25 protein-coding genes and 1 pseudogene are annotated in these 23,264 nt (G+C 66.3%); 22 read left to right on the top strand and 4 right to left on the bottom strand.

All coding sequences use genetic code 11. The features are described from left to right. The first annotated feature begins 50 nt into the window (after positions 1-50). From KUV49_RS18450 to cobJ, 7 genes are read left to right on the top strand one after another with little or no spacing between them, the layout of a single operon-like run. On the top strand, positions 51-428 hold the full coding sequence (locus tag KUV49_RS18450; RefSeq protein ID WP_222452425.1) for a DUF1636 family protein: 378 nt from the start codon (positions 51-53) through the stop codon (positions 426-428). Next, on the top strand, positions 425-1,477 hold the full coding sequence (gene cobW / locus KUV49_RS18445; protein WP_222452424.1) for a cobalamin biosynthesis protein CobW: 1,053 nt from the start codon (positions 425-427) through the stop codon (positions 1,475-1,477). The genes KUV49_RS18450 and cobW overlap by 4 nt, the downstream gene beginning before the upstream one ends. 3 nt (positions 1,478-1,480) lie before the next feature. Then, positions 1,481-4,756: a cobaltochelatase subunit CobN gene (gene cobN / locus KUV49_RS18440; RefSeq protein WP_222452423.1), complete on the top strand. Its 3,276-nt coding sequence runs from the start codon at positions 1,481-1,483 to the stop codon at positions 4,754-4,756. After that, positions 4,753-5,883, top strand: a complete 1,131-nt coding sequence (locus tag KUV49_RS18435; RefSeq protein ID WP_222452422.1) for a cobalamin biosynthesis protein CobG — start codon at positions 4,753-4,755, stop codon at positions 5,881-5,883. The genes cobN and KUV49_RS18435 overlap by 4 nt, the downstream gene beginning before the upstream one ends. Next, the gene (locus KUV49_RS18430; protein ID WP_222452421.1) at positions 5,883-6,512 is read left to right on the top strand and encodes a precorrin-8X methylmutase; all 630 of its coding nucleotides are present in this window, start codon (positions 5,883-5,885) and stop codon (positions 6,510-6,512) included. The genes KUV49_RS18435 and KUV49_RS18430 overlap by 1 nt, the downstream gene beginning before the upstream one ends. After that, the gene (locus tag KUV49_RS18425) at positions 6,509-7,240 is read left to right on the top strand and encodes a precorrin-2 C(20)-methyltransferase (RefSeq protein ID WP_222452420.1); all 732 of its coding nucleotides are present in this window, start codon (positions 6,509-6,511) and stop codon (positions 7,238-7,240) included. The genes KUV49_RS18430 and KUV49_RS18425 overlap by 4 nt, the downstream gene beginning before the upstream one ends. After that, entirely contained in the window at positions 7,237-7,989 is a 753-nt protein-coding gene (gene cobJ / locus KUV49_RS18420) for a precorrin-3B C(17)-methyltransferase (protein WP_222452419.1), read from the top strand. The genes KUV49_RS18425 and cobJ overlap by 4 nt, the downstream gene beginning before the upstream one ends. Here the strand turns inward: cobJ and KUV49_RS18415 are convergent. Beyond that, complete coding sequence (locus KUV49_RS18415; protein WP_222452418.1) at positions 7,962-8,711, bottom strand: cobalt-precorrin-6A reductase; 750 nt, start codon at positions 8,709-8,711, stop codon at positions 7,962-7,964. The genes cobJ and KUV49_RS18415 overlap by 28 nt on opposite strands. Between KUV49_RS18415 and cbiE the strand changes: the two genes are divergently transcribed. The 6 genes from cbiE (at position 8,710) to cobF (ending at position 13,875) form a co-directional block, all read left to right on the top strand. Next, positions 8,710-9,894, top strand: coding sequence for a precorrin-6y C5,15-methyltransferase (decarboxylating) subunit CbiE (gene cbiE / locus KUV49_RS18410; protein ID WP_222452417.1), 1,185 nt, complete (start codon positions 8,710-8,712; stop codon positions 9,892-9,894). The two genes, KUV49_RS18415 and cbiE, sit on opposite strands and share 2 nt — an antisense overlap. Continuing rightward, positions 9,891-10,247: a cobalamin biosynthesis protein gene (locus KUV49_RS18405; RefSeq protein WP_222452416.1), complete on the top strand. Its 357-nt coding sequence runs from the start codon at positions 9,891-9,893 to the stop codon at positions 10,245-10,247. Before cbiE ends, KUV49_RS18405 begins: the two co-directional genes overlap by 4 nt. Further along, positions 10,244-11,047: a precorrin-4 C(11)-methyltransferase gene (cobM, locus tag KUV49_RS18400; RefSeq protein WP_222452415.1), complete on the top strand. Its 804-nt coding sequence runs from the start codon at positions 10,244-10,246 to the stop codon at positions 11,045-11,047. Before KUV49_RS18405 ends, cobM begins: the two co-directional genes overlap by 4 nt. Further along, on the top strand, positions 11,044-12,354 hold the full coding sequence (locus KUV49_RS18395) for a cobyrinate a,c-diamide synthase (RefSeq protein WP_222452414.1): 1,311 nt from the start codon (positions 11,044-11,046) through the stop codon (positions 12,352-12,354). The genes cobM and KUV49_RS18395 overlap by 4 nt, the downstream gene beginning before the upstream one ends. Continuing rightward, positions 12,351-13,070 carry a uroporphyrinogen-III C-methyltransferase gene (gene cobA / locus KUV49_RS18390; protein WP_222452413.1) on the top strand — a complete coding sequence of 240 codons (720 nt, stop codon included), beginning with the start codon at positions 12,351-12,353 and terminating at the stop codon, positions 13,068-13,070. The genes KUV49_RS18395 and cobA overlap by 4 nt, the downstream gene beginning before the upstream one ends. Positions 13,071-13,137: 67 nt before the next feature. After that, positions 13,138-13,875 carry a precorrin-6A synthase (deacetylating) gene (gene cobF, locus KUV49_RS18385; RefSeq protein WP_222452412.1) on the top strand — a complete coding sequence of 246 codons (738 nt, stop codon included), beginning with the start codon at positions 13,138-13,140 and terminating at the stop codon, positions 13,873-13,875. A gap of 87 nt (positions 13,876-13,962) precedes the next feature. On the opposite strand, the pseudogene KUV49_RS18380 reads toward cobF, so the two are convergent. From KUV49_RS18380 to KUV49_RS18365, 3 genes and pseudogenes are all read right to left on the bottom strand, one after another. After that, positions 13,963-14,570, bottom strand: a pseudogene (locus KUV49_RS18380) (trimethylamine methyltransferase family protein). Further along, complete coding sequence (locus tag KUV49_RS18370; RefSeq protein WP_315899586.1) at positions 14,567-14,854, bottom strand: trimethylamine methyltransferase family protein; 288 nt, start codon at positions 14,852-14,854, stop codon at positions 14,567-14,569. The pseudogene KUV49_RS18380 and the gene KUV49_RS18370 overlap by 4 nt, the downstream one beginning before the upstream one ends. A 146-nt stretch (positions 14,855-15,000) precedes the next feature. Then, positions 15,001-15,573 (bottom strand): TetR/AcrR family transcriptional regulator, encoded by a 573-nt coding sequence (locus KUV49_RS18365; RefSeq protein ID WP_222452410.1) that lies wholly within the window; start codon positions 15,571-15,573, stop codon positions 15,001-15,003. Positions 15,574-15,743: 170 nt separating this feature from the next. On the opposite strand from KUV49_RS18365, the gene KUV49_RS18360 reads away from it, so the two are divergent. The 9 genes from KUV49_RS18360 (at position 15,744) to KUV49_RS21580 (ending at position 23,247) form a co-directional block, all read left to right on the top strand. Continuing rightward, on the top strand, positions 15,744-16,097 hold the full coding sequence (locus KUV49_RS18360) for an ethanolamine utilization protein EutQ (RefSeq protein ID WP_222452409.1): 354 nt from the start codon (positions 15,744-15,746) through the stop codon (positions 16,095-16,097). A gap of 3 nt (positions 16,098-16,100) precedes the next feature. Then, on the top strand, positions 16,101-17,417 hold the full coding sequence (locus KUV49_RS18355; RefSeq protein WP_222452408.1) for an NAD(P)/FAD-dependent oxidoreductase: 1,317 nt from the start codon (positions 16,101-16,103) through the stop codon (positions 17,415-17,417). A gap of 163 nt (positions 17,418-17,580) precedes the next feature. Continuing rightward, positions 17,581-18,576 carry a TRAP transporter substrate-binding protein DctP gene (gene dctP / locus KUV49_RS18350; RefSeq protein ID WP_222452407.1) on the top strand — a complete coding sequence of 332 codons (996 nt, stop codon included), beginning with the start codon at positions 17,581-17,583 and terminating at the stop codon, positions 18,574-18,576. Further along, entirely contained in the window at positions 18,560-19,072 is a 513-nt protein-coding gene (locus tag KUV49_RS18345) for a TRAP transporter small permease (RefSeq protein ID WP_222452406.1), read from the top strand. The genes dctP and KUV49_RS18345 overlap by 17 nt, the downstream gene beginning before the upstream one ends. A gap of 18 nt (positions 19,073-19,090) precedes the next feature. After that, complete coding sequence (locus KUV49_RS18340; protein WP_222452405.1) at positions 19,091-20,374, top strand: TRAP transporter large permease; 1,284 nt, start codon at positions 19,091-19,093, stop codon at positions 20,372-20,374. A 618-nt stretch (positions 20,375-20,992) separates the two neighbouring features. Continuing rightward, positions 20,993-22,207: a GTP-binding protein gene (locus KUV49_RS18335; RefSeq protein WP_222452404.1), complete on the top strand. Its 1,215-nt coding sequence runs from the start codon at positions 20,993-20,995 to the stop codon at positions 22,205-22,207. Next, positions 22,204-22,836 (top strand): DUF1826 domain-containing protein, encoded by a 633-nt coding sequence (locus KUV49_RS18330; protein WP_315899571.1) that lies wholly within the window; start codon positions 22,204-22,206, stop codon positions 22,834-22,836. Before KUV49_RS18335 ends, KUV49_RS18330 begins: the two co-directional genes overlap by 4 nt. After that, entirely contained in the window at positions 22,833-23,096 is a 264-nt protein-coding gene (locus KUV49_RS18325; RefSeq protein ID WP_222452403.1) for a DUF6525 family protein, read from the top strand. Before KUV49_RS18330 ends, KUV49_RS18325 begins: the two co-directional genes overlap by 4 nt. A 22-nt stretch (positions 23,097-23,118) precedes the next feature. Then, positions 23,119-23,247: a hypothetical protein gene (locus KUV49_RS21580; RefSeq protein ID WP_261391580.1), complete on the top strand. Its 129-nt coding sequence runs from the start codon at positions 23,119-23,121 to the stop codon at positions 23,245-23,247. The last annotated feature ends 17 nt before the right edge of the window (positions 23,248-23,264 follow it).

The following is a 23,264-nucleotide window of genomic DNA, read 5'->3' as shown; positions in this document are numbered from 1 at the left end:
ATGGGTGGCCACCCGCCACCTCCGCGCGCACCCCCGACATTGGAGGATACATGAGCACGCCCATAGAGCTGCTGATCTGCATCAAGTGCCGCAAGGGGCAGGAGATCCCCGAGGACGAACGCCGCCCCGGCCAGCGCCTCTATGAGGAAATCGCGGCGCGTGCGCTGCCCGACGGCGTCACCGTGACACCCGTCGAATGCCTGCAGAACTGTGAGGCGGGCTGCACCGCGGCCATGCGCGGCGGCGACCGCTGGACGTATCTGTACGGAAATCTCGACGAAACGTCGCATCCCGACATGCTGCTGCAAGGCGCGGTCCTCTATCAACAGACCGAGGACGGGCTGATCCCGTGGCGCCAGCGCCCCGAACACTTCAAGCGCAACTGCGTTGCGCGCATCCCACCCCTGACTGCAAAGGCTGACCAATGACCGATCTCGCGAAACTTCCCGTCACCGTCATCACGGGCTTTCTGGGCTCCGGCAAGACGACGCTGGTACGCCACCTGATGCAGAATCCCGGCGGCCGCCGCCTGGCCGTGGTCGTCAACGAATTCGGCGATGTCGGCGTCGACGGCGAAATCCTGAAAAGCTGCGCCATCCCCGATTGCCCGGCGGAAAACATCATGGAACTGGCCAATGGCTGCATCTGCTGCACCGTGGCCGACGATTTCATCCCCACGATCGAGGCGCTGATGGCGCTCGATCCGCGCCCCGATCACATCCTGATCGAAACCAGCGGTCTGGCCCTACCCAAGCCTCTGCTCAAGGCGTTCGACTGGCCCGACATCCGCTCCAAGATCACTGTCGACGGCGTCATCGCGCTCGCCGATGCCGAGGCCGTCGCGGCAGGCCGCTTTGCGCCCGACGTGGCCCGGGTCGACGCCCAGCGCCTGGCCGATGACAGCATCGACCACGAAACCCCGCTCTCGGAAGTGTTCGAGGACCAGATCTCCTGCGCCGACATCATCCTGCTGACCAAACCCGACCTTGCTGGCCCCGAAGGCGTGGCCAAGGCGAAGGAGGTCATTGCCGCCGAAGCCCCCCGCCCGCTGCCCGTGGTCGAGGTCGCCGAGGGCGTCGTCGATCCGCGCGTGATCCTCGGGCTGGAAGCCGCAGCAGAAGACGACATGCATGCACGGCCCAGCCACCACGACGACCATGACGATCACGAGCATGACGACTTCGAATCCGTCGTCATCGACCTCCCGGAACTCGCCGATCCCGCCGATCTGGTCAGCCGCATCGAGGATCTGGCCAACAGCCAGAACATCCTGCGCGTCAAGGGCTATGCCAGCGTCGCCGGCAAGCCGATGCGCCTGCTGGTGCAGGCCGTGGGCGCGCGCGTGCGCCATCAATACGACCGCCCTTGGAAGCCCAACGAGGCCCGCCGCGGGCGTCTTGTGGTCATCGCAGAGCATGACGACGTGAATGTCGACGCGATCCGCGCCGTGCTGGCCCCGGCCGAGGCGGCCGAGTAACCGATGCACGTCGTCTTCCGCGAAAGCCACGGTCTGGAAGAAACCGACACCCCGACCGACCTGGGCCAAAGCCCGGCGGATCTGGTGGTGCTGTCGTTTTCCGACAGCGACCTTGGCGCTTTCGCGGAAGGCTGGCATCGGCGGAGCGACGGCCTGCCCGGCCTGCGCCTGGCAAACCTCACCGCCCTGCGACACCCGCTGTCGGTCGACACCTATGTGGAACAGACGCTGACCGGCGCCAGGGGCATCCTGATACGGCTGATCGGCGGGGTGCCTTACTGGGAGTACGGGCTGCAACAGGTTCTGGCCCTGGCGCAGGAGAAAGGCATCGCGCTCGCCGTCCTGCCCGCCGACGGCCGGCCCGACCCCCGGCTCGACGCTTATTCCACCCTGCCCGTCTCGACCCTGCGAAGGCTGGCGGAACTTTGCGACAACGGCGGCAGCATCGCGGCGCAGGCCGCCCTGCAACAACTGGCCTTGGCCGCGGGCCTTTACGCAGCGCCGGTGCGCGGGGCCAAGGTACTGCCCATGGTCGGCGCCTGGACGCCCGAGTATGGCGCCTGCTGCCCGCTCGCCGACCTGCCCGTCGCGCAGACCCGCATCCTGATCGTCTTCTACCGCTCCTATGTGGTGGCCGCCGACCTCGCCCCGATCGAGGCGCTGATGCGGGCGTTCCAGGCGCAGGGCCACCATGTCCGCGCGCTCTTCACGCCGTCGCTCAAGGCCCCCGAGGCGGCGGGCTGGCTGCGCCGGCAGGTGCAGGCCTACGGCCCCCACGCCATCGTCAACGCCACCGCCTTTTCAGGCAAGGGCGACGACGGCACCTCGCCGCTCGACGCGGGCAACGTCCCGGTCTTTCAGGCCGCGCTGGCCACCTCCACTCGCGAGGCCTGGGACGGCTCCGAGCGTGGTCTTTCACCCGCCGACCTTGCCATGCACATCGTCCTGCCCGAGGTCGACGGCCGCCTGACCGGCGGCACGGTCTCGTTCAAGGAACCCGGCGTGCGGGATCCCGATCTGGAGTTTTCCCGCTTCGCGCACCGGGCCGAGCCGGACCTGACCGCCGCACTCGTGGCCCGCGTGCAAGGCTGGCTCGACCTCGCTGCCAAGCCCGCCGCGTCGCGTCATTCGGCGATAATCCTCTCCACCTATCCCGGCAAGGACTGGCAAATGGGCCACGCCGTGGGCCTCGACGCCCCCGCCTCGGCCCGTGCCATTCTGTCTGACCTCCGCGACGCCGGCTACACCCTGGACGAGACACCTGACGCCCTGGAAGACCGCCTGCTGGCGCGAGACATGCGCCTGTCGCTTGCGGACTACAAGACGTTGGTGGCGCGGCTCCCGGCCCCTCTGCGCGACGACCTCTACCTGGCCTGGGGACGTCCCGAGGACGACGCTGATGTCGTGGACGGGGAATTCCGCTTCGCCGCGCTGCGCCTCGGCAACGCCATCGTCGCGCTGCAACCCGAACGTGGCACGCCCAAAACCCGCGACGACGACTATCACGACCTTTCCCGCGTGCCGCGCCATGCCTATGTTGCCTTCTACCTCTGGCTCCAGACCGAAGCCGACGCGCTCGTTCATATCGGCGCGCATGGCACGCTTGAATGGCTGCCGGGCAAGGCCGTTGCCCTGTCCCCCGCCTGCTGGCCCGAGGCGCTGACCGGCACGCTGCCCGTCATCTACCCTTTCATCGTCAACGACCCGGGCGAGGCTGCGCAGGCCAAGCGCCGCATCGGCGCCGTGACCCTGGGCCACGTGCCCCCGCCGATGCAGGCCAGCGCAGCGCCGGACCGCCTGTCGACGCTGGAATCGCTGCTTGACGAGTTTTCCACCGCCGACGGCCTCGACCCCCGGCGCCGCGACCGTCTGCAGGCCGATATCCGCGCCGAGGCGCAGGCCCTTGGTGTCGAAGACGATCTGGGCCTCGACCGCGCCACATCGACCGCCGAGGCGATCACCCGCATCGACCGTTTTGTGTGCGACATCAAGGAAAGCATGTTCGGCGACGGCCTGCACATCTGGGGCCGACCGGATACCGACGCGGAACCGATGCAATACAGCGCCCGGGCCGAGCGGCAGTCCCTGCTCGAGGCGCTCGACGGACGCCGCATCGCGGCCGGCCCCTCCGGCTCGCCCTATCGCGGCCGCGATGACGTTCTGCCCACCGGGCGCAACCTCTTCACCACCGATCCGCGCTCGGTTCCCACGCGGGCCGCATACGCCCAGGGCGTCAAGCTGGCCGAGGAACTGATCCGCCGCCACTTGCAGGAAGAAGGCGACTGGCCCCGCGGCCTGATCGTCGATCTCTGGGGGTCTGCCACCATGCGCACGGCGGGTGAGGAATTCGCCATGGCCCTGCATTTGCTGGGCGTAAGGCCGGTCTGGGACAAGGGCTCGGAACGGGTCTCGGGGCTCGAAGTACTGCCCATCGCCGAACTGGACCGCCCCCGCATCGACGTCACCCTGCGCGTCTCGGGCCTCTTCCGCGACGTCTTCCCGACGCTCTCGGGCCTCTTCTCGCAAGCGGTGCGCGCCCTCGAACAACGCGACGAAGCCCACGATTGGAACCCCTATGCGGGTCACGCCTCGGGCGCACGCGTCTACGGCCCCGCCCCCGGCAATTTCGGCCTCGGCATGGGCACCGCGCCCGAAACCTATACCGCAGAGGCCCGCACCCAGGCGGGCGAGGCGTGGCTTTCCGCCTCCGCCTGGGCGCTCGACGGCGACGAGGCCACCCGCGACGACGCCGGCATCCGCGCCAGGGTCGAGAATGCCGACAGCTTCGTCCACCTTCAGGACCTGCCCGAATCCGACCTTCTGCTGGCCGCCGACTATGCCACGCACGAGGCCGGGTTTGCCGCCGCGCAATCTGTCACCGGCGGGCACGCCGCGCTTTACCATCTCGACAACACCGATCCCAAGCGCCCGCGCGCCCGCACGTTGCCCGAGGAGATCGCACGCGTCGTCCATGCCCGCGCCACCAACCCGGGCTGGATCGCAGGCATGAAGCGGCACGGGTTCCGAGGCGCCGCCGAAATCGCCGCAACGCTCGACCACATGGCCGCCTTCGCCAACCTCGCTCAGGTCGTCGGCCCGCATCTCTTTGACGCCTACCACGACGCGACGCTGGGCGACCCCGACACCGACGCCTTTTTGCGCGAGGCCAACCCCGAAGCATATGCCGCCATGCAGGCCCGGTTCCGCGCCTTGCTCGATGCCGGGCTATGGCAAACCCGCCGCAACGCCATCTTGGCCGGGCTCGAGGACAGCGCATGAGCGGCGCGACACATCCAATCGTCAAAGGCTGGTGCCCTGGCGCGCACCGACCGATGATGTCGGGCGACGGGCTGGTCGTGCGCGTGCGGCCCTTCCGGGCCGAGCTAACCAAGGCGCAAGTGCTGGCCTTGTGCGAGCTGTCGCAGCGTTTCGGCAACGGCGTGATTGACCTGACCTCGCGCGCCAACCTGCAACTGCGCGGCGTCACCGAGGCCGACCATCCTGCCCTACTTGCCGCCCTCGACTCGCTCGGCCTGATAGATGCCGACCCCGCCATCGAGGGACACCGCAACATCCTCGTCCCGGCCCGGCGTGATGCGGGCGGGCTTACCGACCGGCTCTATGACCGGGTCCTCGCCACCCTTCCGCAGCTTCCCGACCTACCCGAAAAGATGGGCTTTGCCATCGACACCGGCCCAGACGCATCTCTGGTCGACGGCTCGGCCGATTTCCGGTTCGAACTGGACACCGCTGGCGCGCTGCTCCTGCGCGCCAGCGGCGCCCCCAAGGCCCGCCCCGTGACAGAGGCTTCGGCCACATCCGCCCTTCTGGACCTGGCGCAATGGTTCGCCGAGACCGGCGGTCACGCGGCAGGTCGCATGGCGCGGCATCTGGCCTCGCACCCCCTTCCACAAGATTGGACTGTCGCGGAACCGCGCGCGCAGTCCGCCCCAATCAACCCAGGCCTCATACCCGAAGGATTCATCCTCGGTGCACCGTTCGGTAAGATGGCCGCCACCGATCTACAGACCCTTCTCGAAACAAGCGGCGCATCGCACATGCGCCTGATGCTGAACCGTCTCTTCCTACTGGTGGACGGCGCGCCGACCGACACGCCTTTCGTCACCGAACCCGGCAATCCGCTCATGTCCGCCCACGCCTGCCCCGGCGCGCCCTTCTGCCCTCAGGCAACAGTGCCCACGATGGACATCGCCCGCCATCTCGCCCCCCGCATCCTTGGCACCTTGCACGTCTCCGGCTGCGCCAAGGGCTGCGCCCTTCCCCGCGCCGCAGACACCACCCTGACCGGGCGCGACGGACGTTTCGACCTTGTCCACAACGGAGCGCCGTGGGACACACCCTGCGCAGAGGGCCTAAGCCCCGAAGACCTGAACGAGACCATTTGATGCCATACGAATACGAAAAGGACGGCGCGGCCATCTACCGCGAAAGCTTCGCCACCATACGGGCCGAAGCCGCGCTGTCGCGGTTCGACCCCGATGAAGAACCCATTGCCGTCCGCATGATCCACGCCGCCGGCATGGTCGGGCTGGAAGAGCATGTGCGCTTCTCTCCCGGATTTGCCAGCACCGCCCGCGCTGCGCTTGAAAACGGCGCGCCGATCTTCTGCGATGCGCGCATGGTGTCTGAGGGTGTCACGCGCAGCCGCCTGCCCGCCGACAACGAGGTGATCTGCACCCTGCACGCCGACGGCATCGTCGAGCGCGCGCGAGAGATGGGCAACACGCGCTCCGCCGCCGCGCTGGAACTGTGGCGCCCGAAACTGGCCGGGGCGCTGGTGGCCATCGGGAATGCGCCCACGGCTCTTTTCCATCTTCTCAACATGCTCGAAGACCCGGACTGCCCGCGCCCGGCGGCCATCATCGGCTGCCCCGTCGGCTTTGTCGGCGCGCGCGAATCGAAGGATGCGCTCTGGGCCGATCAGCCGGTGCCCTGCTGCATCGTCGAGGGCCGCCTGGGCGGCAGCGCCATCACCGTGGCCGCCATCAACGCCATCGCGAGCCGCGCGGAATGAGCACGCCCGGAACGATCTGGGGCGTGGGCCTCGGCCCCGGCGACCCCGAGCTTCTTTCGGTCAAGGCCGACCGTCTGCTGCGCGGCGCGCGGCATGTCGCGTTTTTCCGCAAGGCGGGCAGACAGGGACAGGCCCGGCGCATCGTCGAGGGGATGCTGCGCGACGACGTGGCCGAGATTGCCATGGAATACCCCGTCACCACGGAAATTCCGCTGACCGATCCGCGCTACAACGAAATTCTGTCGGCCTTCTACCAGGCCTGCACCGACCGCCTGCGCGCCCTGTCCGACGCGGGCGAGGATGTGGTGATCGTCTGCGAGGGCGATCCGTTCTTCTACGGCTCTTTCATGCACCTGCATTCACGCCTGCGCGACCACTGCCCGGTGCAGGTCGTGCCCGCCATCACCGGCATGTCCGCCGCATGGACAGCCACGGACGCGCCCATCACATGGGGCGACGACATCCTTTCGACCCTTATGGGCACCCTGCCCGAGGACACGCTGGTCGAACAGATGGCGCGGGCCGACGCGCTGGTGATCATGAAGATCGGCCGCAACATCGATAAGATCCGCCGCGCCCTGCGCCGGGCGGGCCGGTACGATGCGGCGTGGCTGGTGGAATACGCCTCGATGCCCAACCAGACGGTCCAGCGCCTGTCCGAGGCCGAGGACAAGATCACGCCATACTTCTCGATAATCATCGTGCACGGGCAGGGCCGGCGCCCATGACGGAAAGCGTTGTCATAGCAGGGCTCGGCCCCGGCGCGGACGACCTGGTGACGCCGGAGGTCACCGCAGCGCTTGCCCACGCCACCGATGTGGTCGGCTACATTCCCTATGTCGCCCGCGTGGCCGAACGTCCGGGCCTCACGCTGCACGCCTCCGACAACCGTGTCGAACTGGACCGCGCCCGCCACGCGCTTGAGATGGCGAGCGAAGGCAAGCGCGTGGTCGTCGTCTCGTCCGGTGATCCGGGCGTCTTCGCAATGGCCTCGGCGGTGTTCGAGGCGGTCGAGGCCGGCCCGGAGAACTGGCGCGACCTCGACATCCGCGTCCTGCCCGGCATCACCGCTATGCTGGCCGCCGCCGCGCGCGCGGGCGCCCCCCTCGGCCACGATTTCTGCGCCATCAACCTCAGCGACAACCTCAAGCCCTGGTCGCTGATCGAAAAACGCCTGCGCCTCGCGGCAGAGGCGGATTTCGCCATGGCCTTCTACAATCCGCGGTCGAAATCCCGACCCGAAGGCTTTGCCAAAACACTGGACATCCTGAACGACGCCTGCGGCGACGATCGCCCGGTGATATTCGCCCGCGCCGTCAACACGCCCGAGGAATCGTTGCGCGTCGTGCCCTTGTCACAATGTACGCCCGAGATGGCCGACATGAGAACTGTGGTCTTGGTCGGCAACTCCACCACCCGGCTGATCGAGCGGCGCGGCGCGCCCATCGTCTATACGCCGCGCGCGGTGACGCCATGAAGCCAGTCCAGCGCCACTTCGACGCTATGCGCCTCGGCGCGAGCCGGGAGGGCGGGCCGGTCGATCATGACCACCGGAAGGCCAAGCTGTCGCGCCGCGATGATCTTGGCCTGCGCCCCCGTGCCGCCCGCATTCTTGGACACGACCAGATCGGTGCCATGCGCCCGCATCAATTCCAGGTCGCCCTCCACCTCGAACGGCCCGCGATCGACGACGACCTGCGCCTTGGGCAGCGGCACCCGGTCCGGCACATCGACGAGCCGCAACAGATAGTCGTGCTGCGGCTGCGCGGCAAAGGCGGGCAGGTTCATCCGCCCCAGCGCCAGGAAAACGCGCCGCGCCGGACCGGCCAGCGCAGCCACCGCACCGTCCACATCCGGCACATGGGTCCAGCGATCCTGCGCCCCGGCCTGCCACGGCGCCCGGGTCAGTGCCAGCAGGGGCAGGCCCAGCGCATCACAGGCGGCAACCGCGTTGGCGCTCATCTGCGCGGCAAAGGGATGGGTCGCGTCGATGACATGGGTAACGCCTTCCGCATTGAGGTGGGCAACCAGCCCGTCCACTCCGCCAAACCCGCCGATGCGCACCGGCAGCGGCTGTTCCGCGGGGGTCTTGACCCGTCCCGCAAGGCTGATCGTGGCCCGCACGCCCTGCGCGGCCAGTGCCTGCCCCATTTGCATAGCCTCGGTCGTGCCACCCAGCAGCAGAACGGTCGGTGTCATGTCTGAGGCTCCGTGGCTGACAATCATCGGTCTGGGCGAAGATGGCCCGGACGGCCTGTGCGCCGCAAGCCGATCCGCGCTCGAGGCCGCGGAAATCGTCATGGGGCCGCAGCGGCACCTGTCACTGATCGAGACGTCCGCCCGCACGATCCCCTGGCCCGTGCCCTTTGCCAAGGGGGTCGAAGACCTGCTGGCCCTGCGCGGCACGCCCTGCGTTGTCCTGGCGTCCGGTGACCCGTTCTGGTTCGGGGCGGGCACGACGATCACAGGGCACCTGGACCGACACGAGTGGCACGCCTATCCGGGCCGGTCGACGTTTTCCCTGGCCGCCAATCGCCTGGGCTGGCCGCTCGACCGCACGATCTGCACCGGCCTGCACGCGGCACCGCTGACCCGCCTGCGCCCGCACCTGTCGCCGGGCGTGCGCCTGATCGTCCTGCTGCGCGATGGCGACGCGGTGACAGAGCTTGCGGCCTACCTGCACGACACCGGGTTCGGCACCTCACAGGTCACGGTGATGGAGGCACTGGGCGGCCCACGCGAACGGATGACGCACACCACCGCCGACGCCCTGTCCGGCGATTTCGCCCACCCGGTCTGCGCCGCGATCGAGATTGCGGGCAACGGCCCCGCCCTGCCCCGCGCCAGCGGCCTGCCCGACACGCTCTTTGAAACCGACGGCGTCATGACCAAGCGCCACATCCGGGCGCTGACTCTTTCTACGCTGGCCCCCCGTCCGGGCGAGCACCTTTGGGACATCGGCGGCGGCTCGGGCACAATCGGGATCGAATGGCTGCTCTGCGATCCAACCCTTGCGGCCAGCGTCGTCGAGCCCCGCGCCGACCGCATCGCGCTGATAAACGCCAATGCCCGCGCGCTCGGCGTCGACCGCCTGCACGTGGTCGAAGGCTCGGCCCCAGCCGCTCTGAAAGACCTGCCGAAACCCGACGCCGTCTTCATTGGCGGCGGTCTTTCCTCCGACCTTCTGACCTTTATCGAAGGACTGAATGACGTGCGCATCGTCGCAAACGCGGTCACTCTGGAATCAGAGGCGCTTCTGGCCGACGCCCACGCCCGCCGCGGCGGCGAGCTGCACCGCTTCGAAGTGGCACAAGCGCAACCCATGGGACGCAAACACGGCTGGACGCAGGCCTATCCGATCACGCAATGGAGCTTTCCATGATCGTCGCCGGGATGGGTTTTACCACGCGCGCCACGCACGCATCGTTCCGCGATGCCCTGGCCCGGACTGGCGGCGCGCCTGATGCCCTGGCCACCGCGCAGGACAAGGCCGATCAACTGGCGCCCTTCGCCCGTGAACTTGGCCTGCCCCTGCACGCGGTGTCACCCGAAGACCTGGCGCGACAAGCTACGCAGAGCACTTCCGCCGCGTCCCTGCGCGCACGCGGCACCGGCTCGGTCGCCGAAGCCGCGGCCCTTGCCGCCGCTGGCCCCGGCGCGACGCTGCTGGCCCCCCGCTCCATTTCAACCGACCGTATGGCCACCTGTGCCCTGGCCCAAGGAAAGACCCCATGACCGTTCACTTCATCGGCGCCGGTCCCGGCGCGCCCGATCTTCTGACCCTGCGCGGCCGCGACATCATCGCCTCCTGCCCGGTCTGCCTTTACGCCGGTTCTCTTGTGCCCGAGGCGGTGCTGTCGCATTGCCCCGAGGGCGCGCGTATAATCAACACGGCACCGCTCGATCTCGACCAGATCATTGCGGAAATCCAGACCGCGCATCAGGCCGGCCAGGATGTCGCCCGACTGCATTCCGGCGATCTTTCGGTCTGGTCGGCGATGGGCGAACAGATGCGCCGGCTTCGGGCGCTCGACATCCTCGTGTCGGTCACGCCGGGCGTGCCGGCCTTCGCTGCTGCCGCCGCGGCACTCGGCGCGGAATTGACCCTGCCCGGCATCGCGCAATCCGTCGTGCTGACCCGCACGCCCGGTCGCGCCTCGTCGATGCCCGCGGGTGAGACGCTGGCCAACTTCGCCGCCACCGGCGCAACGCTGGCCATTCACCTGTCGATCCAGAACCTCGACACCGTCACCGCCGACCTCTCTCCGGCCTATGGCGCCGACTGTCCGGTCGCCGTGGTCTACCGCGCCTCCTGGCCGGATCAGCAGATCATCCGCGGCACGCTCGGCGATATCGTCTCCCGCCTGGGCGAGGACATCACGCGCACCGCACTGATCCTCGTCGGGCCCGCGCTCGCCGGCGAAGGCTTCGACGAGTCCTGCCTTTATGCCGTGGATTACGACCGCCGCTACCGGCCGCAAAGCGCCGACAGCCAATGGTCTGACTGGACCCCGGAAAGCGAAGGCACGTCATGAGCGCCGGCCTGCTGATCTCCGCGCCCTCCTCGGGCACCGGCAAGACGACCGTGATGCTGGGCCTTCTGCGGGCGCTGGCCGATGACGGGCTCAAGGTGCAACCGTTCAAGTCCGGCCCCGATTACATCGACCCCGCCTTTCACAAGGCCGCCTGCGGGCGCGACAGCTTCAACCTCGACGGCTGGGCCATGGGCAAGGGCCTGTGGCAGGCCATCGCCGGGCAGGCCGCGGGCGCGGATATCTGCGTGGCCGAAGGCTCCATGGGGTTATATGACGGCGTCGCCACGCGCGGCCAGCAAGGCTTCGGGTCAAGCGCGGAAACCGCGCTGGCCATGGGTTGGCCCGTAGTGCTGGTGCTCGACGTGGGCGGCCAGGCGCAATCCGCCGCGGCAACGGCGCTGGGGTTCCGGCAATATATGCCAGACCTGCCCTTCGCCGGGGTCATCCTCAACCGATGTGCCTCGCCGCGGCACGAGCGGCTGACCCGGCTGGGAATGGACCGCGCGGGAATGCCCGTGCTGGGCGTCCTGCCCCGGCGCGGCGACCTGACCCTGCCGGAACGCCATCTGGGGCTGATCCAGGCAGTCGAGCATCCCGACCTCGACGCCGCCATCGCCGGCTATGCCGCCTTCCTGCGCGAGAATGTCGATCTGGATGCAATCAAATCCGCCGCCCTCGGCGCCCCCCTGCCCGCGCCCGCAGCGTTGCCCCACCCGCCCGCGCAACGCATCGCCATCGCCCGCGACGCCGCCTTCAGCTTTACCTATCCGCACCTGCTGGAAGGCTGGCACGCCGCCGGGGCCCAGATCCTGCCCTTCTCCCCCCTGGCGGATGAAGCGCCCGATCCCGACGCCGATCTCGTCTGGCTGCCCGGCGGCTATCCCGAACTGCACGCCGGCAAGCTTGCCGCCGCCACGCGGTTCCGCGCCGCCCTGCGCAAACATGCCGAGGCAAAGCCGGTCCATGGCGAATGCGGCGGCTACATGGCCCTTGGCCAGGCTCTGATCGACAAGGACGGCACGCGCCACGAAATGGCCGGGCTGCTGGGCCTCGTCACCTCCTATGAAAAGCGCAAGTTCCACCTTGGATACCGGCGCGCGACCCTTTCGGCCCCGATGCCGGGGTTCGATGCAGGCGCAACCCTGCGCGGTCATGAATTCCACTATTCCACCATTCTCGACCAACCCGACGCCCCCTTGGCGCAGGTCGCGGATGCCGATGGCAACCCGGTGCCGGAAACCGGCTCGACCCGGGGTCACGTCTCCGGCACGTTCTTTCACCTGATCACCGGGGACGAGCCGCAATGACCGGCTTCGTCTCCTTTGTGTCCTCGGGTCCCGGCGACCCCGAGCTGCTGACGCTCAAGGCCGTCGACCGGCTCAAGCGGGCCGACGCCGTGCTGTTCGATGACCTGTCCTCGGGCCCTATCCTGGCCCACGCACGGCGCGGCGCCGACCTTGTGGGCGTGGGCAAGCGGGCCGGGCGCAGCTCGCCCAAGCAGGACCACGTCAGCCGCCTGCTCGTGGACTACGCCCGCATGGATCAGCGCGTCGTCCGGCTGAAATCCGGCGACAGCGGCGTGTTCGGCCGGCTAGAAGAAGAAATCGTCGCCCTCAAGGCCGAGCAGATCCCCTACGAAATCATCCCCGGCGTTCCCTCGGCGAATGCCGCCGCGGCCGCCGCCGGCATTCCGCTGACCCGCCGCCTGACCGCCCGGCGCGTGCAATACATCACCGGCCACGACGTCACCGGCGCCTTGCCAGAGGACGTCAACATGGCCGCCCTAGCCGATCCCGCCGCGACCACCGTCGTCTTCATGGGCAAGCGCACCTTTCCGCAACTGGCCGCGCGCCTGATGGATGCCGGCCTTCCGCCTACGACCCCCGCGATCCTGGCCGAAGCCGTCAGCCGCCCGGAACAGAAGATCACCCGCCACACCGTCGCAACCCTGTCGGACCTTCTGGCGCAAGAGAGCAGCGACCATCCCGCCCTCATCCTTTACGGATCTCTGGCAGACACATGATGCAACGACGCGCCCCATATACCCGCCCCCTCGGCGCGATGCGGCGGGCCAGGACCGGACCCAGCCAATGATCGAAAATCTCTGGCTCATCGGCATCGGCACGGGCAACCCCGCGCATGTCACCCTAGAAGGAACGGATGCGCTCCGGAACGCCGCCGTCATCCTGCTGCCGACAAAAGGCGACGACAAAGAGGATCTGGCGCACCTGAGGCGCGCCATCATCACCGCGTCCGGCAGCACGGCCCGCATCGTGCCCTTCGAATACCCGGTGCGCGACCCCGACCTGCCATACATCGAACGCGTCGCCGCCTGGCACGACGAGATCGCCCGGCGCTGGATTACGGCCCTGGGCGGGCAATCCGTCGACGGGCCGGTGGCTCTGCTCGTCTGGGGCGATCCGTCGCTCTACGACAGCACCATCCGGATCGCCGAATGTCTTTCCCCGAAACCGGCGATCCGCGTCGTGCCCGGGATCACGGCAATTCAGGCACTGACCGCGGCCCACGCCATTCCGCTCAACACCGTGGACGGCCCCGTGCGTATCACGACCGGAAGACAACTGCGCGAGACCGGCCTGCCTGAAAATGAAACCACCGCAGTCGTGATGCTGGACGGACTGTGCTCATTCCAGCAGATCGACCCGGCCGGCCTTCATATCTGGTGGGGCGCTTATCTTGGCTCCGAAAAGCAGATCCTTATCGAAGGAGCCCTGACCGATGTCGGGCAGAAAATCGTGGATAAACGCAGCGAAGCGCGCGCCGCAAACGGTTGGATAATGGACAGCTACCTGTTGCGTCGCACCTGAGCGGAACAGGCCACCGCGATATCAGCGCGCTGAGCGTCTGCATCTTCGAAGGTTTGCTGGTGAGCGTTCGCTCAGTTCACTCTCGAACTACCTGTCGAGGTCCGCACCGCCTTCAGCCGTGCGGCGTGCAACGAAATCATACAGCTCTTCCAGACGTGACGCATCCATCGCGGGGGGGTCATGCGCGTTGACTGTCTCACAGAATAGCCGGTGCGCCCTGTCCGCCGCCGTAAGGGCTCCGCGCTCGACCCAGCTTTCGTAATTGGACCAATCGGACAACAGCGGCGAGTAGAATGCGGCCTCGAACTGATCAAGCGTGTGTTGCGTACCGAAATAGTGCCCCCCATGTCCAACGTCGCCGATGGCTTCAAGCCCCAAGGCTTGCTCGCTGACCTCAACCGGCTTGAACAGTTCGGCGAACATTTGCAGCTGCTCTACGTCGATAATGAATTTTTCGGCCGAGGCTGTCAGCCCGCCCTCGAGCCAGCCGGCGCCGTGCAGCAAAAGGTTGGTTCCGCCCATAAGGGCGCCCCAAAGTCACATCTGTTTTCATAGGCGGCCTGCGCGTCCGGCACGTTGGAAGCCGTCACGGCCGACGATCTCAGCGGGATCTTGTAGCGTCGCGCCAATTGCCCGGAGGCAAATGCCGCCTTGGTGTATTCAGGCGTCCCAAAGGTTGACGCCCCGGTTTTCAGCCGGGCCGACGACCGTTCTTCGCGTCCGAAAGATTGGGGGTTTCCCCCGTCGTGCAGACACCCATCATCTTGCCACCGATCGTCACATTCCGGCTGTCGCCACGGCCATGGAGCATTGTTTCGGGCGGCGCGTCCGAGACCAGAGCTTCCACCAGGTCCGGATCAAAGCGCACCACCTGCTCACCTGCATCCGTCATGCCCGCCGCGACGTAACTCCCTCGCCACTCTTCACTCAGGACCCGGATCCCGAAATCCGAGAGAACCCGCACCGACGCCGTGTGAATCGCCTCGATCTCTGATGCGCTGAACTGCTCTATCGGCGGATAAGGATTGCATCACCGTCGCCAGGCCACATCGAACGCCGCCTTGGGCGTGCCGTGGCGTTTCGCGGCACGGCCACGTCTGCGCTTGCCGGTCTCGGCGGCGCCAGTCATGAGTCACCGCCATCCAGGATACGCGCCCGATATCTAGCGGCAATTTCCGGGGAAATGTCCCGTCCCGTAAAGCTTCGGAAATAGACCTCCACATAGCTCATACGCTCCGGCAGTGCCTCGTCCTCTCCCAGATGCAGTGCGTAATAGCTGATCTGCGTGAAATAGATCACCCGGGCCCGGATGAACGCCTCGGTCGGATCGAATCCGTGCTTCCCGAAGAAGGCCGCAATCGCCTGGACCCGGGCCGCATCCTCCGCCTTGACCGCGGCCCGCAGCTTCTCGAAGCGTCTCGCCCAGTCGCGGATCGCCTGGTCGAGGCGCGGGTCGAACCTGCGATGATCCACCCAGACCGCGAACAGCGCAAGGATACCGTCGTCCAGCGAGTCGGACCCTGCCAAAGCTTCGACCATCACCCCGGTATTGCGAGCCCGCCATTCCGTCAACAAGGCATCGAGCAGGGATTCTCGACTTTCGAAATGCCAGTAGAAGCTGCCGCGCGTCACGTTCAACCGCCGCGACAGGGCAGTGATCTGGACCGCCTCGATCCCGCTCTCGACAAGTACGGTCAAGGCACATTCGATCCAGTCCTCACTTGTCAACCGGGGCTGTCTATCTTGCCTTGCGTCAGTCGAGGCTAGGACCATCGGCACTCTCCGTACAGGGTTGCATGGAAAGATACAGGATTGTATGGTTTGTGGTCAACAAGGACGATTTTCTGACAGGATGAGGGAGAATCGCGATGCCTGACAAATCGCCAGCCCGCGTTGTTTCGCCGGACGCGATCACATTCACGCCGCGCTTCGAATACGGCCACATGGCCAAGGCCGCGACTGTCAGCGGGCCGGAAGACGGCACCCGGCTCGGCAGCGGGTATGTCAAACTCAAGCAGGCCGAAATCCCCTGGACCATCAAGTATGACGAGGTGATCCTCGTGCTGGAGGGCAGCCTGACGGTGCGCACGGCCGATGGCGATCTTGCCCTCGAACCGCACCAAAGCATCTGGCTGCCAAAGGGCTCCGCGCTCACATACGTGGCCGAAGATGCGCTGGTGTTCTTCGCGATCGAGCCGGCCGACTGGGCCAAGGAAGCCTGAGCGATGAAGATCACCAGGCTTCCCGCGGATGACAAGACCAACGGTTGGAGCGCGATCCTGCCCGACCGCACGCCTCGTCCCGAACTGCAGGGCGACGTGGCGGCCGACTGGATCGTCCTGGGCGCAGGCTATGCCGGCCTCGCCGCCGCACGGCGCCTGGCCGAGAACCGTCCCGACGAAAAGATCGTCCTGATCGATGCAGGCCAGGCGGGCGAGAACGCGTCGGGCCGGAACTCGGGTTTCGGCATCGACCTGCCTCACAATGTCGGCTCCTCGCTCGACGAGCTGGAGGGCAGCCACCGCTTCATGAAACTCGCGCGGATGTCGCTTGATCACCTCGAAGGCGTGGTCGAACGGCACGGCATCGACTGCGACTGGTCCCGCGCGGGCAAGTACCACGCGGCCGTCTCGCCCCGAGGGACCGAACAAGTCCTCGTACCTTTCCGCAAAGAGCTCGAGGCACTGGACGAGCCCTTCGAATGGGTCGAGGGCGACGCGCTGAGACAGACGCTCGGGTCGCCGCATTTCACCGCTGCGGTCTACACGCCCAGCTGCGTCTTGATGAACCCCGCCGCGCTGACCCGAGGCTTGGCCGACACCTTGCCCGACAACGTCCAGCTCCACGAGAATTCGCCGGTCATCGAGGCCGAATACGCGAACGGCGTTCGTCTCACTACGGCCAAGGGGTCGGTGCGCGCGCCGAAGATGATTCTGGCGGCCAACGGCTTTTCCGAGCAGTTCGGCTTTCACCAGCGCAAGTTCCTGCACCTCATTGCCCATGCCAGCCTGACCCGTCCCCTGACCGCGGAGGAACGGCGGATCTACGGCGCCCCGCGCCCCTGGGGTCTCACCCCCGCCAACGCCTTTGCCGGGATCACCATGCGCTACACGTCCGACCACCGAATCCTGATCCGGCAAGGTCTGAACTATCGCCCCAGCCAGCGGATCAATCCCGGAGAGCAGGATGCCGTGAAGCGGCGACACAAGAGACTCTTCGATCAGCGTTTTCCGGGGCTCGAGGCGGTCGAGATGGAACATACCTGGAGCGGCTTCGTCTGCCTGTCCCGCAATGCCTCGCCGGCATTCGGTCAGGTCGCGCCGTACATCTGGTCGGCGGTCTGCCAGAACGCGGTCGGCGTCACGAAGGGCACCTTTGGCGGTATCCTCGCAGCTGACGTCGCAACCGGCCAAGACAATCCTCTGATAGCGGATATGGAAAGCCTCGGTTCGCCCAGTCTGTTGCCGCCGCGCCCCTTTCTCGACCTCGGTGTGCGCACGCGGTTCAAATGGGAGTTGTGGCAGAACCGGCACGAGGCATGAAAGGCCGTAAGACAAAGCGCGTCGGGCAGATCTCAAGGCTTCGACCGTGCTGCAGAATGAGCGTAGAGCGTATCGATTGACAGTATAGTACAACTGTGTCCACATCCTCAAACCACACGCTGCAGGAGACAAAGCAGCGGAACATCCAGCAGGAGAAATCAATATGTTTGCAAGGAAAATCCTGTGCTTGACCGCCTCGGTCCTCATGCTTGCGGCCGCCCCGGCCCTGGCCGAGACCCAGCTCAAGCTGGCGACTGACTCAGGGGCCAAGGGCTCGCCTTCCGGCGACGCGCTCGACCGTTGGGCCGAGCTGATCGAAGAAGGCACGGAGGGCGAAGTTCAGGTCGATGTCTTCTACCAGAACGAGCTGGGCAGCCAGGCCGAGGTCTTCGACCTCTTCGTGGCCGGCGATATCGACATGATGATCAACTGGCCGATCACGGCCTACGACGAACGCTTGGGCGTTCTCTTCACGCCCTACATGGTCACCAGCTGGGACGAGGCGTTCGAAGCCTACAAGCCCGGCGGCTGGGTCAACGACATGCTGGTCGGGATCTACGACGATCTCGGCCTCAAGTTCTTCGGCCCCTGGCCCGAAGGGTTCAACGGCATCGCCTCGGCGAACAAGTACGCCATGAGCGAGGAAGAGGCATCCGATCTCAAGATCCGCGTGCCCGCCATGTTCCCGATGGCCGAGTCGGTGCAGGCACTGGGCTACCAGACCGCGACAATCGACTGGTCCGAGGTTTTCACCGCCATTCAGACCGGCGTGGTCGACGGCGACGGCGCCAACATCATCTATTGGGACTACGAGTATTTCCGGGATGTTCTGGACTATTACAACCAGACCAAGATGCAATTTGTCACCGGCGTGATCGCCATGAACACCGGCGCGTGGGAAGACCTGTCGGAAGAGCATCAGCAAGTCGTGCAGAACGCAGCGCTGACCGTGATGGAAGAAGCTTTCGATCAGGCGCAGGAGCGTGACCAGTACTACATCGAACAGGCCAAGACTGCGGGAATGGAGTACATCGAACCCTCCGACGAGCAGCTTGCGGAGATGGCCAAGAAGGTGCGCGAGGCAGTCTGGCCGCTGATGGAAGAACGCATCGGCAGCGAGATCATGGACACGATCCGTGCAAATGCCGGCGAGCTCTGAACGCGCGTCGGCCCTGGGCCGCATCGGCGGGGCCATCGCGATCGTGTTGAACGTGATCGGGGTGGTCTCCTCCGCCGCGGTGGTGGGGCTCATGTTCTTTCTCGTGGTGGCGCGCTACGTGCTGGGCCTCTCGGTCGTGGGCCTGCACGAGCTGATCATGCTGGCCGCGGTCGCCCTCTACATGGTGGGCGCGGTCATCGCCTCGCGGCGCCACGAACACCTGACCGTGGACTGGATCGCCGGTAGCCTCAAGAACCCGCGCGGCAAGGCGGCGCATGACCTGCTCATCGCGACGCTGACCATCGTGGTTACCTGCTTCTTCATGGTGTGGGCCTACCACATGTTCACCTGGGGCATGAAACGCCCGCAAAGCACGCCCGCCTTCCAGATCCCTCTCTGGATCCCGCAATTCGCCATAGGCGTCGCCGCGGTCGGGTGTTACGCCTACGCCCTGCGCGACGCGATTGACGCCTGCCGGCGGCTCATGCGCCGCTGAAATCACGGACAATACCCAATGGACGCCCTCATAGCCCTGCCCTTGCTCATCCTTCTGATGGGCCTCGGCCTTCCCGTCGCATGGTCCTTCGCCGGTGTTCTCGCCTACCTCACCTGGGTCTATGACGTGAACCTCAATACCCTGATGCTACAGGGCTTTCGATCGCTGAACTCTGTCGTTCTCGTCGCGCTGCCGCTCTTCATCCTGACGGGCTACCTGATGCAGTCGGGCGGCATCGCCCGCCGCATCATCGCCTTCGTAAGCCGCCTCGCGACGGGCCGAGGCGGCATGGGCACCGCCATGGTCCTCTCCTCCAGCATCTTCGGCGCCATTTCCGGCACCGCCACCGCGGCCATTGCCTCGATCGGCTCGATCATGACCGAGCCGTTGGTGCAGCGGGGCTACCCGCGCGGGCGCATCGCAGCCCTGCTCGGGATCTCGTCCCTGCTGGGCATCCTGATCCCACCCTCGATCACCATGATCCTCTTCGCGGTCGTCACCCGCCAATCCGTCGCCGCCTGTTTCGCGGCCACGATCGGCCCCGCGATCATCCTCATCATCGGTCTCATTCTCTACAACCGCTTCCTCGTCGGCCGCGCCTTCGACGAAATCGAACTGGAGGCGGAGGACACCCAAAGCTTCGGCCGCGTCACTCTCAATGCGCTGCCTGCCCTGTCGCTTCCGATCATCATCCTGGGCGGTATCTACGGCGGCATCTTCACACCGACCGAGGCCGCCGCCGTGGCGGCTGTCGCGGCTCTCATCGTGGGCGGCCTCATCTACCGCGAATTCACATGGGGCAGCCTCGGGCGCAGTGTCCTCGGCGCTGCCGAAACGACGGGCACGATCATCCTCATCCTGCTCTTCTCCTTCATGATCTCGCGCATCATGGCGTTCGAGCGTGTCCCCCAGGACCTGACCGAAGCGATCCAGTCGGTCGTGACCACCCCGGTTGGCGCGCTTCTGGTGGTGAACCTCGTGCTGATCGTCGCGGGCGCGCTGATGGACGACGTCTCGGTCACCGTGGTCATCGCACCGCTCTTCCTGCCGCTGATGGTCGCCAACGATATCGACCCGGTGCATTTCGCGGCGATCGTCGCCTGTTCGGTGGTGATCGGCGCCAACAGCCCGCCCGTCGCGCCCACGCTTTTCCTGTCCTGCAAGATATGCCGTGTGCCCATCTTGCAAGCCGTGATGCCAGCGCTCGGACTGATGGGATTCGTGGCCTTCCCGGTACTTATGCTGACCACTTTCTGGCCAGACCTTTCGCTTACGATACCGCGCTTGTTCGGCCTGATGTGAGGCTCCATAGCCCTAGTCAGGCTTAGTGGGTTCATTGCGTTAGCGGTAGACGGCCGCTTTTGTCGTCAGCTTTGAGCGCTTGCCGTGCCCAGCGGTCGACGCCTTATAGGCGCCGAACTTTTAGGCGTTCTCGCGAGCCGAGACTGACCTCCAGGAAGCTTGGCTGATGTCCGCTTTATGGTTGTCTGGACATTGGCGAAAAAGGTCTCGAGCGGGCGCTTTCGAGGCAGTTCAGGCATAGGTCGGTCGTTCTCCGCAGACTTGTCGAATGGTGGCCATCTGGCCATCGGCTCTAATGGCAATTCCGGACATGAGTGAAATTGTTCTGCATAAGCATTCTGCCACTTGTGTTTCTCAAAACGTTATAAGATAACACTGTGATGTTATATGGTATCACTTCTCGTGTTACCCAGGGAAAGCAACGACAGAGCGGCCCGCGCTGAAGATTGAGACCACCTGAAGGATGTTCGGAAAGAGAAAATCCCGGAACCGCCCTAAGCACACTGACGCGGCTCGAGTTTTCCGGGGCGAGGCCCATGCCGCCCAGGGCGTTCCCGTTCGGGGTCCAAAAACCCAATCCAAATCGGACTGCAGAGCCGGTCCCAAACAAGAGCCAACATGCAAACAGTTCTAAACTCCCGCCTCCCCGTCACCGTGCTTTCCGGCTTTCTCGGCGCCGGGAAGACGACACTCCTGAACCGCGTCCTCAACAATCGCGAGGGCCGACGTGTTGCCGTGATCGTCAACGACATGTCCGAGGTGAACATCGACGCCGACCTCGTGCGCGAAGGCGGCGCCAACCTCAGCCACACCGACGAGACGCTCGTGGAAATGAGCAATGGCTGCATCTGCTGCACCCTGCGCGACGACCTTCTGGACGAGGTTCGCAGGCTCGCCGGCGAGGGACGCTTCGACTATCTGCTGATCGAATCGACCGGCATTTCCGAGCCGCTGCCCGTCGCCGCCACTTTCGATTTCCGCGACGAGGCGGGCGACAGCCTGTCGGATGTCTCGCGCCTCGATACGATGGTCACGGTGGTCGACGCGGTGAACCTGCTCAAGGATTATTCCAGCCACGATTTCCTCAGCGACCGGGGCGAGACCATGGGCGAGGCGGACGAGCGCACGCTGGTGCACCTGCTGACCGACCAGATCGAGTTTGCCGATGTCGTGGTGCTCAACAAGGTCTCCGACGCGGGGCCCGAGCGCACCGATGCGGCGCGCAAGATCATCCGCAGCCTCAACGCCGACGCCCGGATCATCGAGACCGATCATTCCGACGTTGCCGCGGACGCCATCCTCGACACCGGGCTTTTCGATTTCGAGAAGGCGCATGAGCACCCGATGTGGGCCAAGGAACTCTACGGCTTTGCCGACCACGTGCCCGAAACCGAGGAATACGGCGTCGCGTCCTTCGTCTATCGCGCGCGGCAGCCGTTCGAGCCGGAAAAGATCATGGCGGTGCTGAACGGCAACCTGCCGGGCGTGATCCGCGCGAAAGGGCATTTCTGGATCGCCACGCGGCCCGACTGGGTGGCGGAGTACTCGCTCGCCGGGGCGCTGTCTTCGGTCTCGCCGCTGGGCCAATGGTGGGCCACGGTACCGAAGGAGCGGCACCCAGACCACGCCGCCGCGCAGGACTACCTGAGGGCGCACTGGCAAGAGCCGTGGGGCGACCGCCGGCAGGAGATCGTGTTCATCGGCGCAGGTATCGACTGGCCGGCACTGAAGGCGCGGCTGGACGCGGCGCTAATCCCCGAAAGCGTGGCATCGGGACCGGGCCACCTGCCCGACCTGCCCGACCCGTTCCCCGCCTGGCGGAGGGCGTCGTGACCCTGCATCCGATTGTTCCGAAAGGCGCCGGGTCGGGCGTACTGAGCGTCAATGGCCCCGAGGACATGGGCGCGATCCGGCTGCCGGGCGTGGGTGGCGTGATCTGCCAGCGCAGGCTTCCCGCAACCGTGCTGCACTGGCTGGAAACGCTACCGCCCGAGGTACTGCCCTCGACCCGGGTCATCGTGCGACCCGGCGAGATCGCCTCGGCCGTCACCCTGGCGTGCGACGAGGCGAGCATGCCCGACACACCGGAGCGCCGGATCCTCGTCGACGACATCGCGGTGCTGGCCGCCACCTTTGGCGAGATGACACGTGCGCGTTGGCTGCGCCTGCGGTTGGACGTGGTGACGACGAATGCCTGCCGCCGGTTCCACATCGACAGGGTCACGGCCCGGCTGGTCTGCACCTATCGCGGCACCGGCACGCAATACGGTGTGTCGCGAGACGACGCGCCGGCCACCATCCATACGGTGCCAACCGGATCGCCCTTCGTGATGCGCGGCACGCTCTGGCCGGCGCAACCCGATCCGCACCTGCTGCACCGCTCTCCGCCGATCGAGGGTACGGGCGAAACCCGCCTGATGCTGGCGCTCGACCCGGTCACCGATCGGGACGCCGACTTATGAGCCGCAACGTCGCCACCGGCCTGCGCCGCCGACGGCGCAGCGACCCGATGCGGGATTTCGACGCCCTGCCACAGCCATTGCGCAACTGGATGCACCAGGCGGCGCTGGCATGGTCACCAGCCTCGTGCCGCCGCATCTGGCAAAAGGCACGGGCCGAGGGCGAAGCGCCCGACGCCATTCTGGCCCGGCTCGACCGGGCAGAGCGGATCACGCTTGCCCGCGACAGGCTGACCTGTCGGGCCGGCACCCCAGAGACATGACGAGACGAGAGGACCGAACCACATGAAATGCAACTCCTCCCTGATCCCGGCTGCGCAGTTTGCCACGCCCGCGCGGGCTGGTGACGCGCCTGATGCCGTCGCCAAGGTCGAGACGCAATTACTGAAAATTTCCAAAGCCACGCGGATTTGAGCGCTCTCACCGTGTTG

Source organism: Roseovarius atlanticus, from assembly GCF_019802205.1.
GTDB classification, from domain to species: domain Bacteria; phylum Pseudomonadota; class Alphaproteobacteria; order Rhodobacterales; family Rhodobacteraceae; genus Roseovarius; species Roseovarius atlanticus_A.
This window is presented reverse-complemented; position numbering and strand designations above follow the sequence as displayed.

Coding starts and splice junctions, on each gene's coding strand:
- KUV49_RS18335 (WP_222452404.1), top strand. CDS start 20,993: ATGCAAACAGTTCTAAACTCCCGCCTCCCCGTCACCGTGCTTTCCGGC.
- KUV49_RS18405 (WP_222452416.1), top strand. CDS start 9,891: ATGATCGTCGCCGGGATGGGTTTTACCACGCGCGCCACGCACGCATCG.
- KUV49_RS18430 (WP_222452421.1), top strand. CDS start 5,883: ATGCCATACGAATACGAAAAGGACGGCGCGGCCATCTACCGCGAAAGC.
- cobA (WP_222452413.1), top strand. CDS start 12,351: ATGACCGGCTTCGTCTCCTTTGTGTCCTCGGGTCCCGGCGACCCCGAG.
- cobN (WP_222452423.1), top strand. CDS start 1,481: ATGCACGTCGTCTTCCGCGAAAGCCACGGTCTGGAAGAAACCGACACC.
- KUV49_RS18340 (WP_222452405.1), top strand. CDS start 19,091: ATGGACGCCCTCATAGCCCTGCCCTTGCTCATCCTTCTGATGGGCCTC.
- KUV49_RS18360 (WP_222452409.1), top strand. CDS start 15,744: ATGCCTGACAAATCGCCAGCCCGCGTTGTTTCGCCGGACGCGATCACA.
- KUV49_RS21580 (WP_261391580.1), top strand. CDS start 23,119: ATGAAATGCAACTCCTCCCTGATCCCGGCTGCGCAGTTTGCCACGCCC.
- cbiE (WP_222452417.1), top strand. CDS start 8,710: ATGTCTGAGGCTCCGTGGCTGACAATCATCGGTCTGGGCGAAGATGGC.
- KUV49_RS18435 (WP_222452422.1), top strand. CDS start 4,753: ATGAGCGGCGCGACACATCCAATCGTCAAAGGCTGGTGCCCTGGCGCG.
- cobF (WP_222452412.1), top strand. CDS start 13,138: ATGATCGAAAATCTCTGGCTCATCGGCATCGGCACGGGCAACCCCGCG.
- KUV49_RS18415 (WP_222452418.1), bottom strand. CDS start 8,711: ATGACACCGACCGTTCTGCTGCTGGGTGGCACGACCGAGGCTATGCAA.
- dctP (WP_222452407.1), top strand. CDS start 17,581: ATGTTTGCAAGGAAAATCCTGTGCTTGACCGCCTCGGTCCTCATGCTT.
- KUV49_RS18450 (WP_222452425.1), top strand. CDS start 51: ATGAGCACGCCCATAGAGCTGCTGATCTGCATCAAGTGCCGCAAGGGG.
- KUV49_RS18425 (WP_222452420.1), top strand. CDS start 6,509: ATGAGCACGCCCGGAACGATCTGGGGCGTGGGCCTCGGCCCCGGCGAC.
- KUV49_RS18395 (WP_222452414.1), top strand. CDS start 11,044: ATGAGCGCCGGCCTGCTGATCTCCGCGCCCTCCTCGGGCACCGGCAAG.
- cobW (WP_222452424.1), top strand. CDS start 425: ATGACCGATCTCGCGAAACTTCCCGTCACCGTCATCACGGGCTTTCTG.
- KUV49_RS18345 (WP_222452406.1), top strand. CDS start 18,560: ATGCCGGCGAGCTCTGAACGCGCGTCGGCCCTGGGCCGCATCGGCGGG.
- KUV49_RS18325 (WP_222452403.1), top strand. CDS start 22,833: ATGAGCCGCAACGTCGCCACCGGCCTGCGCCGCCGACGGCGCAGCGAC.
- cobM (WP_222452415.1), top strand. CDS start 10,244: ATGACCGTTCACTTCATCGGCGCCGGTCCCGGCGCGCCCGATCTTCTG.
- cobJ (WP_222452419.1), top strand. CDS start 7,237: ATGACGGAAAGCGTTGTCATAGCAGGGCTCGGCCCCGGCGCGGACGAC.
- KUV49_RS18355 (WP_222452408.1), top strand. CDS start 16,101: ATGAAGATCACCAGGCTTCCCGCGGATGACAAGACCAACGGTTGGAGC.